Consider the following 14,825-nt stretch of genomic DNA (forward strand, 5'->3'; position numbering starts at 1 on the left):
GTCAGTCACTGACGGCCGGAGGCTGGATCTGTACCCCGCGCGCGTCCAACCATGCCATGGGATCGACCTTCTGGCCGTCTGCCTGCCACACCTCGTAATGCAGATGTGGCCCTGTTGATTGTCCCCTGTTTCCTACCGTCGCAATCAATTCTCCGGCACGCACCTTTTGACCCGCGGTTACCAGAGTCTCGTTGATGTGTCCGAAGACCCCGATTGTCCCGTCATCCTGCAGGATACGGACCCACAGTCCGAAACCGGACGCAGGTCCGGACTCGAGTACCGTGCCGTCGGTGACGGACACGATAGGTGTACCGATCTCATTGGCAATGTCCAACCCGTAATGAGTCGACCCCCAACGCGGTCCGTAGTTCGACGTCAATGTTCCGCTGACAGGAGCCATCGTCAGCGGTTGGCGTGCAGCTGCCTCTCTCGACGCGCGATCGGTGTCGCGTTCGGTGCCTCGAGCCAACTGTTCGGCCAGCCTCCCCAGGTCGGCCAGTTTGGGAACCTGGAGAATTTCCGGAGCCGATGCCAGTGCCTGGTCGAGAGGTGCCAACGGTTGCTGGTCGAGCTCGACGGGAGCACTGACGCTCCCTGTCGATGCATGTGAGGCGGATGTGCCGGCGGCAAGCAAAGCGCCGGTGGCGACAGAGAGAACCAAAGCCCGTCCACCAGGACGATTGCGGGACTGTCGGCGATGAGCGCCGCCGCGTCGCGCCTGAACGCTTGCAGCGACGGATTCACGGTCGACTGCAGATGCGGTGGAGATGTACATCGTGTCGACGGGCAGGTCTCGATCGCTGTGTGGCGTGTCGAAAAAGCTACTTTCCCGAAGTGGGCAGTCGAGATCGTCGGTGTCGGGCTTGCGGTGTCGGGCCAAGATCGCATTCCTTGCGTCGCGGAAGGTCACAGAATGGTGACGGTCCCAGACAGCGTACTACTATTTCGCATAGTTTTTGGGCGAGCGTTGACAAAATTCAGAATCTCGACGAGACGCCCCGCTGCGAATGCACCTTCTCCTACTCATCTGCCGCGCGATGACATCTCGGCGAGCAGCACGCGTTGAGGAGAAGCCCTGTCGCGATTGCCAGGGGTATTGCTCCGATCGCGAGTATCAGTCCGGCACCGAACCGTTGATCTCGTGCGAGGTCGTCGAGCCAGCCGCGCTGCAACGATGTGAAGTACTGATCGGCAATCACCGCGTCAGTGGTGATCAGTGCTGCTGCGAGGCCCCCGTAGGCCAAGAACGCCGCAAGGAGCAGGGCCGTCCTGATCGCGGCGCTCGCTCGTCTCGGCAAGGGATCGACGCCGACCATGACCCAGAAGAACATGAAACCGCAGATCAGCAGGATTCCGTTGATCACCAGGTGGGGGACGTGCGAGCCGGCGACAGCGCTGTACATCCCTCCCAGGTAAAGGAGAGGCAGGGCTCCGGCGAAAATCACAGCAATCACATAGGGCTGGGACATGAATCGGAACCAGGAGCCTCTGTACACGCTTTGCGCCCATTCCCTCAGCCCCGGCGCATCTCCGGACGATCGCCGAACGGAGAGCCTGAACAGCGTGAACGGGGCGCCCAGGACCAGACAGAGTGGAGCAAGGACCGCCACGGCGGACGTTGCCGCCATATGCATACTCATCACTGCAGGTGCATACCTACCCACTCCCGATGATGTTGCGACAAGCAACACCAGGCACCCCAGAGCCCAGCTGACCGATCGGAACGTCGACCACTGCACGCCCTGCTGTCGGAGGCGAAAAACGCCGACGACGTAGCACGCAGCCAACACCACGGCGAGAGTTCCGAAAATGAGATCGAATCGCCAGTCGACGAGCAAGCGGCCCGCAGTCGGTACGCCATCGAGCGCATACCCGAGCACCTCCTCGACTCTGCTCGGATCCTGTCGCTCCGTGGGCGCCGGGGGCGGCGTGCGGCCCAGGGCGACGGCGATACCGACGGTTACTGCGAGAACCACCGACTCCACCACTGCCAGACGAATGAAGGTGCGACCGTCGCTAGGATCCTTCGTCAGTTCGGCGATCGCGATTTTCCGTTGGCGCCAACCTGCCAGTCCGGTGAGGACCAAGGCGGCGACTTTGGCAAGAATCAAGACACCGTAGGTGCTACTCCACACCGCGGTGAGCGGCACCCGCACGGCAGCGTTGACCACACCGCTGATCGCTATGACGACGAACGCCATGAGTGCCACGGCCGAGAAGCGGCGCGCGGCGAAGTCGAGATAGCTCCCCTTTCTGCGGGCATGCAACACGAGAGCCGCTATTCCTCCCATCCAAATCGACGCCGCGAGGATATGCAGAACCAAACTGTTCGTGGCGATGTCGTGGGATCCACCCGAAGAGGAGTGACCCGACAATGCCCTGGGGAGCAGGCTGAACAAAGCGAATGCGAGAAGTAACGGTGTCCACGAATATCGCAGGGTCAGACGACACGCAATCGCGAGCACGAGTGCGAGCCCTGCGGTCCATGCCCATGCAGTTGTGACATCGATGTCCGAAATCGCGCGAGCGAACAGCCCTGGATCGGCGAACACGACGGAGAGAGGTTGGCCTGAACTGTCCGAGAGGGTGAGTGGAACGAGCAGCGCCGCGCATACCGCCCAGATAGCGGCGGCGACGCTTGCGGTTCGTAGCGCCAGATATCCGTCGACATCGAGTACACCTGAGGCTTGAGGCGGAACGAGAACGGCAGCCAAAAGTAGACTGCCTACGGTCATCACGGCGGCAACCTCGCCGAACGCCATCACCGCCGGGAGTCCGTAAATCGTCAAGGGCCCCGGATCTGGAAGTCCGAGCAATCGCAGCGCCTCGGAAGTTGATGCGCGCGCCAATGCCGCCGCAGTGATTGCAGCTATGACACCCCATCCCAATACTTTCCGTATGGGTCGTCCGACGACGAGGGTATCGGCGCCGGACGGTTCGGTTTCGATCATTTGCGGGTGGACCTCTCAGCATTGTGGATCTCGCCCGCGCGATCGGCGCTCCGGACCAAAATACTATGACGGATAGTTGCATGGGTGCTTCAGCCAGGGTTTACTGAAACTCTCTCGTTGGCAAATATGCGCATATGAGAATACGACGCTCCAGTCATAGGCGAGAAGGGCATATCGAGATGGGTCACGGCCATGGGCACGGCGTTGCGGAACAAGCTGCGAGTGCATCGGGTAAACATGTCCGCAAATTATGGATAGCCGTCGGGCTCGGTCTGGTCACGTTCGTCACGCAAGTCATCGTGGGGTTGTCCACGTCATCGCTCGCCCTGCTCTCCGACTCCGCACACGTCTTCACCGATGTGTTCGGCATCCTCATGGCATTGACCGCTATCTTGCTTGCGCAAAGAGCGCGATCGCGCCCGGATCGCACGTTCGGTATGTACCGGGCGGAGGTGTTCGCTGCCTTGTTCAATGCCCTACTCCTGTTCGGTGTCGCCGGATGGGTTCTCTACGAAGCTCTCGGTCGACTTTCCGATCCGCCTGAGGTCCCTGGACTCCCGGTGAGCATTGTCGCTGTCGTCGGCCTCGTGATGAACATCGCGGCATTCTTGCTCCTTCGCAGCGGGGCGAAGGAAAGCATCAACGTCCGGGGCGCCTATCTCGAGGTCATGGCTGACATGCTCGGGTCCGTTGGAGTCCTGATCAGCGGATTGGTCACACTGATCTTCGGATGGCGGTACGCGGATCCGGTGATCGGTGTTGCGATCGGCTTGTTCGTCCTACCGCGTGCCTACAATCTCGGCCGCCATGCCCTGCGGATCCTGCTCCAGCACGCCCCCGCCGGCGTGAGCATCACCGAGGTGACGCAAGCCTTGCAGGGGATCCCCGGGGTCAAGGACGCCCACGACCTTCACATCTGGACGCTCACATCGGGCATGGAAGTTGCGTCGGCGCATCTGACGATCGACGAGGAGTCCGATCCGACCAAGGTTCTCGCTGCTGCCCAGGATCTGTTGGCCACCCAGTTCAATCTCGTTCACGCGACCCTGCAGGTAGAACCCGCCGCGGGTGACGGGCGTTGCCAGGAGCTTCCGTGGTGAGTACCAACGAGGTGACCACGAACGACAAATCCGCCCATCACAAGAGACGAATTCTCTTCGCTACGACGGTGCTCGTTTCGGTCGTCGTCGCCCTGACGATTGAGCCCGTTGCGCGGAAGCACCTGTCCGGGGTCAACGAGATGGATCTGGGCGTCGTCAGTTTGAGGCTGGCATACAACAGTGGTGTCGCCTTCAGCCTGGGTAATCAGCTGCCGAGTGCCGTCATCATCGCCTTTACCGGCCTCGCCACCATGGGAATCGCCGTATACGCCTGGCGGAGTGTCCCGCAAAGTCGCGGGGTGGCCGTGATCGGTTTCGCTCTGATCGTCGCCGGAGCTGCCTCCAACGTGGTCGACCGAGCCCTCGACGGGAAGGTCACCGACTACTTCCACACCGGCTGGTGGCCCACCTTCAATCTTGCCGATACCTACCTCACCTGTGGATTCATCCTGGTCGTCGTGTCGCTGCTGGTCGAATCCTCGCGCGGGTCCGAACGTGAGATTCAGCGTCCGCAATCCGTGTGACCTGATTCGAGCGAGGAGGGAGCCGGAGCGCTGTCGGCAGGGAAGCAGTCCATCTCTGCGAACTTCTGCGGTTCGAGGTGGCGAAACCACGACGCCCCCACTCGTCGAAAATCCGCGGCCCGCCTGTTTTCGGTCGAATGCGTTCGGACAGTTTGGGGGCTATGAAAATAAAGTTCGGCATGACAAACTTTGAGGTGTGACTCTTTTGACTGTCAGGAATGTCGATGCTTCGGTCGGGTGGCCATGAGCGCACCGTCGCGGCGACAATTGTTGATCGGTGGGGCGCTCGCCGGATCAGCCGGACTCATGATGAACGCAGGAAGAGTTGCGGGCGCATCGCCTACCGAGCATCCCGGAAACACCAACCCGGGTACCGCCGCACCTGACGGAGACGGCGGAGTCCGTCACGGCGGCACGAGCGGCGCGACCTTTCGGGCCGGTCAGCAGGTGAACCACACTGCCAACGGGTTTCATCCCACGGCACTGCTGCGGGACTTCGACTACGGGACGACCTCCGAATTGCCTGACGGCCGAACGCTACGCGAGTGGGAGATCTTCGCAGCCGACGAAGAGATCGAGGTAGCACCAGGAGTCTATTTTCCGGCGTGGACCTTCAACTCCCGCATTCCGGGTCCCGCGTTGAGATGCAGTGAGGGAGACCGGCTCCGAGTGAAGTTCGTCAACGGCTCCGCGCACCCACACACGATGCACTTTCACGGAATCCATCCCGCTGAAATGGACGGAATTCCCGGGGTGGGGCGGGGAATCATCGAGCCGGGCGAATCATTCACTTACGAATTCGATGCCATCCCTTTCGGATTGCATCTCTATCACTGCCACGTCAATCCACTGGCAGAGCACATCGCCCGCGGCATGTACGGCACGTTCATCGTCGATCCAGCTCAGGGGCGCCCTGCGGCCGACGAAATGGTGATGGTGATGCACGGCTACAACACCACATTCGACGGGCAAGGAAACCAGCTCTACGCCGTCAACGGCATCCCGTTCCATTACATGCACGAACCTGTACAGGTGAAACGAGGCGAACTGGTTCGCATCTACCTGGTCAACATCCTCGAATACGACCCGATCAACAGCTTCCACCTACACGGAAACTTCTTCGACTACTACCCGACCGGGACACGCCTCGAGCCCAGCGAATTCACGGACACGATCATCCAGGCCCAAGGTCAGCGCGGAATATGCGAACTGCGCTTTCCCTACCTGGGCAAGTACATGTTCCACGCCCACAAAACCGAATTCGCAGATCTGGGCTGGATGGGATTCTTCGAGGTGACCGAATGACCGGCACCCCTGATCCTCCCTCTCCGACGAGCACTCATGAGAATTCCTTTGACACTGCGGGTTCCGCGCAGACAGGGTCCGCTCAAAGCGACGCATCGCGCACCGGCCTTTGGCTCCGAGGCGCCGCAGTGCTCGCGATCATCGTCATCGCCCTGACTGCGCTGGCAATGCTCGCAGGACAAAGTCTCCCCGAACGCACCGGCCCACCGATCGAGAACATCTCCGTCGAACGAACTGCCCTCGAACCAGGCCGAATCACGTTGACGCTACGCAACACCGGCCCCGACGCGGTGACCGTCGCGCAAGTTGCCGTGAACGACACATTCGTCGATTTGGTAGGAGCTGCAGATCCCATCGGCAGACTCGAGTCCCAGACGATCACCCTCGACTACCCGTGGATCACCGGACAGCCGTACCTCGTCTCGATGCTCACCTCCACAGGGTTGGTCATCGAACACGAAATTCCCGCTGCCGTAGCAACTCCCGCCCCGGGAGTGGCGTTCTTCGGCTTGATGGCTCTCTTGGGCACATACGTCGGAGTCATCCCGGTCCTGCTCGGGATGCTCTTGCTGCCTGTGATGCGGGGCGCCGGCGTCAGGGCAGTCAGATTCGTGCTGGCCGTCACGGTCGGTCTGCTCGCCTTTTTGATCTTCGACGGCACGAGCGAGGGGTTCAAACTGGCAGCAGCCTCGAGCGGAGCCTTCGGCGGCGGCACTCTCGTCGTTCTCGGCGCGGCGATCGCCTTCCTGACGCTCACGTGCATCGACCGATACCTGCGCGGAAGACGCCCAGCCGGTACGACAGGCGCATCCGAACTCAGACTGGCACTGATGATTTCCATCGGCATCGGATTGCACAATCTCGGAGAAGGCCTCGCGATCGGATCCGCGTATGCGGTAGGTGAGCTTGCGCTCGGCGCGTTCCTCGTTATCGGATTCACCCTGCACAACACAACAGAGGGGCTCGCGATCATCGCACCGTTGGCTCGGCGACGCACCCCCCTGCTGACCTTGTTGGGGTTGGGATTGATCGCGGGTGCGCCGGCAATCCTCGGTGCTGTTATCGGGGCGGGCGTCGACAACCGTGAAGTATCTGCGTTGCTGCTCGGAGTCGGCGTCGGGGCAATCATTCAAGTCGTCATCCAAATTGCACCGTCCCTGCGCACACAAGGCCGCTCGGACCTGGATCCGATGGTCCTCGTCGGCGTCGGCGTCGGAATACTCCTGATGTTTCTCACTGGTTTGGTGGTCCCCGCATGAGCACGATCGATCCATCCGACATCAAGGTCGGGCGCCGAACGGTCCTCCTCACAGCCTGCGCAACAACTTGTCTCGCCGTCGCCGGATGTAGCACCCAGAACAACAGCAAGGCACCCGGCGTAACCCTGGGCAGTGCCGAGGTTCCGATATCAGCGGTTCCTGTCGGCGGCGGAGTCATTCTGGCGGACGAGCAAGTCGTGATAACCCAGCCGCAGGAAGGCGTGTTCCAAGCCTTCTCTGCGGTATGTACCCACCAGGGATGCGTAGTCTCCGAGGTCAGCGATGGAACGATCAACTGCCCATGTCATGGCAGCCGATACTCCATCGTCGATGGCTCGGTCGTGCAAAGACCTGCTCAGAAGTCCCTAAACAGTTACCCCCTTTCTCTCACTGGGGACACGATCATCGTCAACTAACCGGAGAACGGCACTTCCGAACTGGAACAGCCATCTGCGAAGGTTGTCACGGAGCAGTGCGTTCGGCGGCGCCGAGGAAGTGAGAGATGTGTACTCTGCGCAACCCGAGTTTTCGGCGTACGGCCTATCGCATTGGGCCGTCATCGCTCTGTTTGTCGTGGGTTCTGTGTTTCTGATCTGGGCGGGACGTAGACAGACCGAGGTGCAAGCTCGCCACCTCAGCCGCGTCCTCGGCGGAATACTGGCGGTGATATACGGCTCGGCGGTGCTCTACTCGCTGTCCTCGCCCACGCTAGGAGGATCCGTACCCTTACAACTCACCGATCTCGCGACAGTGTCCGCGATCTACGCATTGTGGTCGCACCGACATTGGCCGTTCGCCCTCACCTACTACTGGGGGCTTGTATTGAGTACGCAGGCGTTGATTTCACCGGCTCTGGCCGGGCCAGACTTCCCCGGTTACGAGTTTCTTGCCTTCTGGGCGATTCACCTGTTTGTCGTCTGGGCCGCGATCTATCTCACGTGGGGCCGGAGAATGCGACCTACATGGCGCAGCTACCGCCTCGCGGTGCTGGTCACGCTCACATGGGCGATAGTCACTTTCATCTTCAATCGCGTCGCCGATACCAACTACGGCTTTCTCAACGCCAAACCTTCCACCGCATCGCTGCTGGATCTGATGGGTCCGTGGCCGGTGTATCTGTTTTCTGGGATGACCATCGTATTCGTCATCTGGGCTCTGATGACGTGGCCGTGGGAGAGAGACGGGAGTCTCGACAAGGATGCCGCGGATCAACCTATGGGCTAGCCCGCCCTCGCTCGACCTTCGCACCCCTGACACTGGACTGCTTTCACAACAACAATCTGCACAGAGTCCCGCCCAACAGAACTGCCAGGCAGCCCAGTGGCAGGCCAACGAGAGCGGCAGATGTGATTGCTCAACCGGTCTGTGGATCCGGTGGGCGGCGCACGCTCCGATCGGCGACTCGCGGCGCCTCGGAGTTTCACCCACGCGAGTTCGTCGGCACGTGCTTGATCCCATCGTCGACACCTATAACGAGAGTCGTCTGTCGACATACCGCATATTATTCACTATTTCCTGTATTCATAATTTTCTGTATTATGGTTGATATGGATACCTTGCTGCATCGGGACGCACTGTCAAGATTCGGATACGCCCTCTCGGACTCGACGAGAACCCAGGTACTGCTCAGCCTGCGGGAGACCCCGGGGTATCCGTCGGACCTCGCCGACCAGATCGGGGTCTCGCGTCAGATTCTCTCGAATCACCTCGCTTGCCTGCGCGGATGCGGACTCGTCGTCGCCGTCCCCGAGGGCCGCCGAACGCGCTACGAGCTGGCCGATCCACGGATCGGGGACACCCTCGGCCAGCTGATGGACCTCGTCCTCGCCGTCGACCCCACTCTGTGCCCGAAATCGGATGCCGAAGGCTGCTGCTGACCGTGTCACGAATAGGGAGAACCGCCATGTCTACGCCGACCACCGCAGTTCGCGCACTGTACGAGCGTGAAATGTCCTCCGCGCACACCGCGTCCGACGACGCGATCCGGTGGAGTCACCTCGAACGCGCCCATATCCTCTCGCAGCCACATCCGTGGCTGCATACCCGCAACCACCTCTCGATGCTCAACCTAGCGCTGCGGCAACATGATCGACGCGAAGCACTCGGTCAAGTCCTCCGCACTGTGGTCGCCGCCCCCGGATCGCTGAGTGGGCGGTATCCGGTCGGCAACACCGGACGCACTGCCGTCGGGCTAATGACACCGATGCCGATCCCGACTGACATACAGAAACTGCTAGCGCGCAGCAACACCGAAGATACCGGTGCTGCAGCCGAAAGCACTCATGGCTGACGCATGCTGCAGCCCAGACCCCAGCGCGCAAGACGCCACCGAGGTGCACGAGAGTGAGCAACGACTCTGGCATGTCCGCGACCTGCAGATAGCCGCAGCAACAGCGCATCTACTGGCGATCTCCTGGCTGATAGGACGCGCCGGCGCCGACGCCGCCGGCGCAACCGTAGCGTTCGTCGCCGCGATCATCGCGGCATCGACCTTCGTACCGAACACCCTGCGGAATCTGCGCCACGGCCGCATCGGCGTCGGAACCCTGATGACGATCGCCGCCATCGGCGCGATCACACTCGGCCAGATCAACGAAGCCGCGATGCTCGGAATCCTGTTCTCCATCGCCGAAGGCCTCGAACACTATGCCGTGACCAAAACCCGCCGTGGCCTGCGAGCACTCCTCGCCTTGGTGCCCCCGACCGTCTCCGTCCTGCGCGGCGGCCGCGAAGTCACGATCGAACCGGACGAGCTGGCCGTCGGTGACCGCATGATCGTGCGCCCCGGCGAACGCGCCGCCACCGACGGCACCATCGCCGCCGGCACCACCAGCCTGGACCTGTCCGCGATCACCGGCGAATCAGTCCCCGTCGAAGCCGAACCGGGCGATCAACTCCATGCCGGGGCGATCAACGGCGGCGGAGCCATCGAAGTCGACGTCACCGCCCGCGCCTCCGACAGCTCACTCGCTCGGATCGTGCACATCGTCGAAGAAGCCCAGGACCGCAAGGGGTCCGGCCAACGCCTCGCCGACCGCATCGCCCGCCCCCTGGTACCGGCAATCATGGTCCTCGCCGCGCTGGTCGCCGGAATCGGCGCACTCCTCGGTGATCCGATGCTGTGGATCGAACGCGCACTGGTGGTACTCGTCGCTGCATCACCCTGCGCACTCGCGATCTCCGTGCCGCTGTCGGTGGTGGCGGCGATCGGTGCCGCAAGCCGCAACGGCGCCCTCGTCAAAGGCGGAGCGGCACTCGAAGAACTCGGCCGCATCACGGTGGTCGCCCTCGACAAGACCGGCACCCTCACCGCCGGAGCACCCGAAGTCATCGACGTCGTCACCACACCCGGAACTACCCGCGAACAAGCACTCTCGGCCGCAGCTGCACTCGAATCTCGCAGCGAACACCCACTCGCCCGAGCGATCCTCGCAGCCACCGGGACCATCGAACCAGCCGGCGACGTCACCGCCGTCGCCGGACACGGACTGCACGGCACACACCACGGCATAGTGCTGCGGCTGGGAAAACCGGGCTGGGTCGAACCCGGCGCCCTAGCCGCCGACGTCGACCGCCTGCAGCGCGATGGTGCCACCGTCGTCCTCGTCGAACGCGGCGGCGTGGTGATCGCGGCGATCGCCGTCCGCGACCAACTGCGGCCCGAAGCACCCGAAGCGATCCGCCAACTCACCGCACTCGGCATCGAAACAGCCATGCTCACCGGTGACAACTACCGCACCGCACAGGCCCTGGCAGAGCAAGCCGGAATCGGCACCGTCCGTGCCGAACTGCTCCCCGAAGACAAAGCCCGACTCCTCCACGAGATCTCCGGAGGCCGCCGCATTGCGATGGTCGGCGACGGAGTCAACGACGCCCCCGCCCTGGCCACAGCGAACGTCGGCATCGCCATGGGCGCAATGGGCACCGACGTCGCCATCGAAACCGCCGACATCGCACTCATGGGTGAAGACCTGCGGCACCTGCCGCAAGTCCTCGCTCACGCCCGCCACGCCAGGGCCGTGATGCTGCAGAACATCGGACTCTCCCTGGCAATCATCGGCGTCCTCATCCCGCTCGCCGCCACCGGCGTCCTCGGACTCGCCACCGTGGTGTTCGTCCACGAATTCGCCGAAGTCCTCGTCATCGCAAACGCTATTCGCGCCGCCCGCACCACGCCACTTCCCGGCCAACCCGAGATTCCGCGCACAACAGGCCAGTTGAACGTAAGCATGCCGCCGTCACGTCACGATCTCGGTGACGCCTGCTGCACACCTGTACCTGCACCTGCACCTGCACCTGCACCACTGACACTGAACAAACACGAAGGCACACCACCCACCATGTTGACGCTGACTACGCCGCACCCCACGAAAGCCGACGGCGAATCCGACGGCGGTTGCTCTTGTTGTGAAACCGCTGATCCGGAGCCGATAGAGACTCACCAACGCGGAACGTGACATCCGGCTGCCACGAGGAACCGCCTAGACCGGCGGGAATCGTGACTCATCAACCCGCCCGCCATCCCTCGGCACTCGCACTAAGCGCTGCTTCGAGTCACTGATCACATATGACGGATCGGTTGCCGAAAATGCTTCGATTGACGGTTCAGAAAATCAGGAATGCGCTGCTATCCGGCGTTCGAGAAGGACTGTATCGCGCCATATTCCGTCGAATTAGGCGATTTTCTCCCGGATCCCGATGGTCCGAAATCCCGTCGCATTGCCCGCCACCAACTTCCAAGCACTTACGTTGCGTGCTTGTCGAACACCGAGTACGTGCTGGCAAGAGCGTAACGAGGCTCTCGCGTTCACGTGAATCTACCTTGTACGCAACCGCCTATCCAGACCAATTGGGGCTGCCATCGGATCGGCGAGGTCCGATCGCAATGACCTATCTATGTCCAGTCGATGTGTACGGATTCGATGGAATCGAAGTGAAATCCGAAAGTGTCGCCGTACTGGTCGAATCCCTTGTTTTCAGGGTAATCCATCGTGGCGTGACGTTCGAGGATGGCAACCACTCGGGCATGATCGTCGCCTGCCAAAGCCATGGCGAGTTCTCGTGTTTCGTCGAGACTGAAGGGGCTGTCGGAGTTCGCGAAGTCGAGGGTACGCACTCGATAGTCGTAACCTTCTTCGGAACCGTTGCGGACGGACACTCCCCCGCGGACTCGGATGGTGGCCTTTTTGGGTTGCCCGTCGGGTCGTAGGACGCCGGCGCGGTCCATGATGTCGCGTGCTTTGACGTTTTTGAGTTTCTTTTTCGCGTCAGCGCGCAGTTCGTTCGTTTCGCCGGAACGGTAGCGAGAGACCGCTGATCGTGAACGGCCGATTTTCTGTGCGACAGCGTCGATTCCGCCGAGGCGTTCGATGGCGGCTCGCCGTTGTGCACGTTCGGTGACGTCGGGGTGTGGGATTCGTCCTTGCTGCGCCCAGCGGCGCAGTGTTCGGTCCGAGGGGGGCTTTCTTCCGGCGTCGACAGCTGCTTGCCGTAGGCCTTCTTTGCCGATTTCGGTACGGATCTGGCGTACGGAGACTTTGCTGGTGAGTCCGGCTAATCCCCCACTTTTGACCGATTTCGATTTTTCGATACCGCTTGTTGCTGCTGTCGAGACGGATACGTTGAGTCCGTCCAAGCCGACGGTCTTTTGTGCGGGTTTGGTTGATCGTGGTTTCGGAAGATGCAGGGCCACTATATGTTTCCTTCATCTTCGTCGGTGAACGCAGCTTTGAGTGCGAGGTTGATCTCGTGGGTGTCGCGTGCGTCGGTCAGCATGACGGTTATGTTTTCGGTGAGCGGGGCGCTCTTTTCCAGAGTCATTTTCCCGAGTGCGTCACTGTTGTCTGCGATGTCGATGCCCGGGGGTAGGGGGTAGACCCAGGAGTCGGTGACGGTGCGCAGTGGCCAACGCCCGGTTTCGCGTGCGATGCGCATCGCGACGCGGCGGCCTCGCCAGCGGCAGTGCGCGATGATCGCTGCTCGCCAGAGCGGTTGGTGGTGGTGTTGCATTTGTTTGGCGGTCCACATGTCGGGGTTGACCATTCGGCCGATGTAACCCTTGTAGCAGGCGCCGATGAACCGTTTCATTGCTGTGTCGCCTGTGTCGACGGCAACTTTGCGGGCTTCACGGAGGATTTTCGCCCACTTGTCGAGGGCCCGTCCCTGTTCGGAGTAGACCCACGCTTCTGCGATGTCGAGGTCGTCGAGTTCTGCGCCGATTCCGCCATCGGCGCAGGACGTTTGAAGTGCATCGAGGCTGACGGTGGTGATCCAGGTCTGCACAGGTTGGTCGGCGAGCATGTGTGGGTGAGGCAACGGTAGAGCGGGTGGGAGCGCCAGCATGTCACCCGGTGGGAGGGTTACACGCCAGAGTCCGAACGGGGTTTTCGATTGCCGCGCAGCGTCGAGCGCGTTCTCGCCGCGAAGATGTCGAGGTTTTCCGTAGCCGAATTCGAGCATGCCAGCGGACGCGAGGTACGCAGCTCGTTGGTCTATCGATACCAGTTGTGTTGCGTCGGAGAGTTCTTCGAGGTCCGGGATGCGGGTCCATCCGAGGGCAGGTTCGAGATCTCCGCGGGGTTCGCCGTCCAGCGGTGGGACCGGTCCACCGACAGTGACGACGATTCCTTTACCGCTGCGGGTGCGGTCGCGTTTGATCTTGTCGACGATGGCGGCGCCGGTGCGCGCTGGGGTGGGGCCGGGTAGCACGCCGAGGTGTTGTGCGCACCAGGCGAGTCGGCGTCCCAGTTCGCGGGCAGCGGGGAGGTCGTCGTCGGGGAGGTAGGTTCCGGCGGTGGGTGATCCGAGGATCCCCATGTCCCCCACGCGATTGCCCCATCCGAAGTCTTTGTTCCAGTAGGTCCACACGTAGGGTTCGATGAAAATGTCGACCATGGATGTGAAGTTCCCGGTGGTGCGGGAGAGGTGAACGACGTGGCCGGGTTCTCCGCGCAGTTCCCATCCTGCGGTCAGCATCGGGGTCAGCGTGGCGTGGAGGATCGCGGTGAGTTCTTCGGCAGCGCGGGTGCGGAGGATTTCCATGTCGTCGACATCGTCTTCGCTGCCTGGGTCGATGATCCATCCGAGCATTTCGCAGGCTTCGATTCCGACTATCCAGATCTGTGCCGGTGCGCCCAGCGGGGTGAGCGTTGCCCATCTGATGAGTTTGTCGAGTTTTTCGATGGAATCGACTGGGCCGGTGAGTGTGTGGCCGGATGGTGTGTAGGTGCCGGCTGCTGTGACAATGACAGCGTGGCCGTCTGCTGCCTCGCTGGCGGGAGGAAGGGCGGCCGGTTCCGTTGCGCCCCGTTCTGACGCCTGGGTGGGTTCCGGTTTCACGTCAGCATTGGGCTTGGCCTGGGGCACAACTGCTTCGGTGCCGGAGACCGATGACACGGGCGACGTCGAGCCGGCACCTTGACGGTCGGCATCGGTGCTTTCGCCGGTTTCTGGTTCGCCGCCTGCCTCCGGGGCGGCGTGATCTGCCGCAACCTGCGAAGCGGTGTCCACGCCAGTATCGGATTCCAGGGCCGAGGCGGCTTCGTCGTCGAGATCGAAGTGTGCTGGTTCAGAATCCAGCTCAGGACCCTCGCCATGGACTTCGGGCACCGGAGGAGGATCGAGGTCGAACAGGGGGATCTGCTCCCACTTCTTCACCGCCATCGCTGCCCCATCGTCGTTCCTTGC

The 14,825-nt window shown here is 61.9% G+C and carries 13 protein-coding genes; 9 read left to right on the forward strand and 4 right to left on the reverse strand.

Annotated features, from left to right (window positions below; all coding sequences use genetic code 11):
• Position 1 precedes the first annotated feature (1 nt).
• Both QRN54_RS25475 and QRN54_RS25480 read right to left on the reverse strand, forming a co-directional pair.
• Positions 2-775, reverse strand: coding sequence for a M23 family metallopeptidase (locus QRN54_RS25475; protein ID WP_502944075.1), 774 nt, complete (start codon positions 773-775; stop codon positions 2-4).
• A gap of 244 nt (positions 776-1,019) precedes the next feature.
• Positions 1,020-2,951, reverse strand: coding sequence for a bifunctional copper resistance protein CopD/cytochrome c oxidase assembly protein (locus QRN54_RS25480; protein ID WP_047270589.1), 1,932 nt, complete (start codon positions 2,949-2,951; stop codon positions 1,020-1,022).
• Positions 2,952-3,130: 179 nt separating this feature from the next.
• On the opposite strand from QRN54_RS25480, the gene QRN54_RS25485 reads away from it, so the two are divergent.
• From QRN54_RS25485 to QRN54_RS25525, 9 genes are all read left to right on the forward strand, one after another.
• Entirely contained in the window at positions 3,131-4,051 is a 921-nt protein-coding gene (locus QRN54_RS25485) for a cation diffusion facilitator family transporter (protein ID WP_003944635.1), read from the forward strand.
• Positions 4,048-4,575, forward strand: coding sequence for a signal peptidase II (gene lspA, locus QRN54_RS25490; RefSeq protein ID WP_003944660.1), 528 nt, complete (start codon positions 4,048-4,050; stop codon positions 4,573-4,575). The genes QRN54_RS25485 and lspA overlap by 4 nt, the downstream gene beginning before the upstream one ends.
• A gap of 237 nt (positions 4,576-4,812) precedes the next feature.
• The gene (locus tag QRN54_RS25495; protein ID WP_502944074.1) at positions 4,813-5,880 is read left to right on the forward strand and encodes a multicopper oxidase domain-containing protein; all 1,068 of its coding nucleotides are present in this window, start codon (positions 4,813-4,815) and stop codon (positions 5,878-5,880) included.
• A gap of 128 nt (positions 5,881-6,008) precedes the next feature.
• The gene (locus QRN54_RS25500; RefSeq protein ID WP_003944670.1) at positions 6,009-7,139 is read left to right on the forward strand and encodes a ZIP family metal transporter; all 1,131 of its coding nucleotides are present in this window, start codon (positions 6,009-6,011) and stop codon (positions 7,137-7,139) included.
• Positions 7,136-7,555: a QcrA and Rieske domain-containing protein gene (locus tag QRN54_RS25505; RefSeq protein ID WP_047270587.1), complete on the forward strand. Its 420-nt coding sequence runs from the start codon at positions 7,136-7,138 to the stop codon at positions 7,553-7,555. The genes QRN54_RS25500 and QRN54_RS25505 overlap by 4 nt, the downstream gene beginning before the upstream one ends.
• A gap of 88 nt (positions 7,556-7,643) precedes the next feature.
• Positions 7,644-8,363 carry a YwaF family protein gene (locus tag QRN54_RS25510; protein ID WP_047270644.1) on the forward strand — a complete coding sequence of 240 codons (720 nt, stop codon included), beginning with the start codon at positions 7,644-7,646 and terminating at the stop codon, positions 8,361-8,363.
• A 323-nt stretch (positions 8,364-8,686) separates the two neighbouring features.
• Complete coding sequence (locus QRN54_RS25515; RefSeq protein WP_030538015.1) at positions 8,687-9,016, forward strand: ArsR/SmtB family transcription factor; 330 nt, start codon at positions 8,687-8,689, stop codon at positions 9,014-9,016.
• A gap of 26 nt (positions 9,017-9,042) precedes the next feature.
• Positions 9,043-9,429 carry a DUF3703 domain-containing protein gene (locus QRN54_RS25520; protein ID WP_047270586.1) on the forward strand — a complete coding sequence of 129 codons (387 nt, stop codon included), beginning with the start codon at positions 9,043-9,045 and terminating at the stop codon, positions 9,427-9,429.
• A complete protein-coding gene (locus QRN54_RS25525) occupies positions 9,422-11,596 on the forward strand; it encodes a heavy metal translocating P-type ATPase (protein ID WP_047270584.1) in 2,175 nt (724 codons plus the stop codon). Before QRN54_RS25520 ends, QRN54_RS25525 begins: the two co-directional genes overlap by 8 nt.
• A gap of 437 nt (positions 11,597-12,033) precedes the next feature.
• Here QRN54_RS25525 and QRN54_RS25530 read toward each other — a convergent pair whose 3' ends face one another.
• Positions 12,034-12,831: a hypothetical protein gene (locus tag QRN54_RS25530; RefSeq protein ID WP_116056910.1), complete on the reverse strand. Its 798-nt coding sequence runs from the start codon at positions 12,829-12,831 to the stop codon at positions 12,034-12,036.
• Positions 12,831-14,801, reverse strand: a complete 1,971-nt coding sequence (locus QRN54_RS25535) for a hypothetical protein (RefSeq protein WP_285183379.1) — start codon at positions 14,799-14,801, stop codon at positions 12,831-12,833. Before QRN54_RS25535 ends, QRN54_RS25530 begins: the two co-directional genes overlap by 1 nt.
• Positions 14,802-14,825: the final 24 nt, after the last annotated feature.

The organism is Rhodococcus sp. MEB032 (assembly GCF_030208925.1).
GTDB classification, from domain to species: Bacteria; Actinomycetota; Actinomycetes; order Mycobacteriales; family Mycobacteriaceae; genus Rhodococcus_F; species Rhodococcus_F qingshengii.

Bases quoted from the DNA above. Each gene is read 5' to 3' on its own strand.
- QRN54_RS25475 (WP_502944075.1), bottom strand. From the start codon at position 775: ATGTACATCTCCACCGCATCTGCAGTCGACCGTGAATCCGTCGCTGCA.
- QRN54_RS25480 (WP_047270589.1), bottom strand. From the start codon at position 2,951: ATGATCGAAACCGAACCGTCCGGCGCCGATACCCTCGTCGTCGGACGA.
- QRN54_RS25485 (WP_003944635.1), top strand. From the start codon at position 3,131: ATGGGTCACGGCCATGGGCACGGCGTTGCGGAACAAGCTGCGAGTGCA.
- QRN54_RS25505 (WP_047270587.1), top strand. From the start codon at position 7,136: ATGAGCACGATCGATCCATCCGACATCAAGGTCGGGCGCCGAACGGTC.
- QRN54_RS25515 (WP_030538015.1), top strand. From the start codon at position 8,687: ATGGATACCTTGCTGCATCGGGACGCACTGTCAAGATTCGGATACGCC.
- QRN54_RS25520 (WP_047270586.1), top strand. From the start codon at position 9,043: ATGTCTACGCCGACCACCGCAGTTCGCGCACTGTACGAGCGTGAAATG.
- QRN54_RS25525 (WP_047270584.1), top strand. From the start codon at position 9,422: ATGGCTGACGCATGCTGCAGCCCAGACCCCAGCGCGCAAGACGCCACC.
- QRN54_RS25535 (WP_285183379.1), bottom strand. From the start codon at position 14,801: ATGGCGGTGAAGAAGTGGGAGCAGATCCCCCTGTTCGACCTCGATCCT.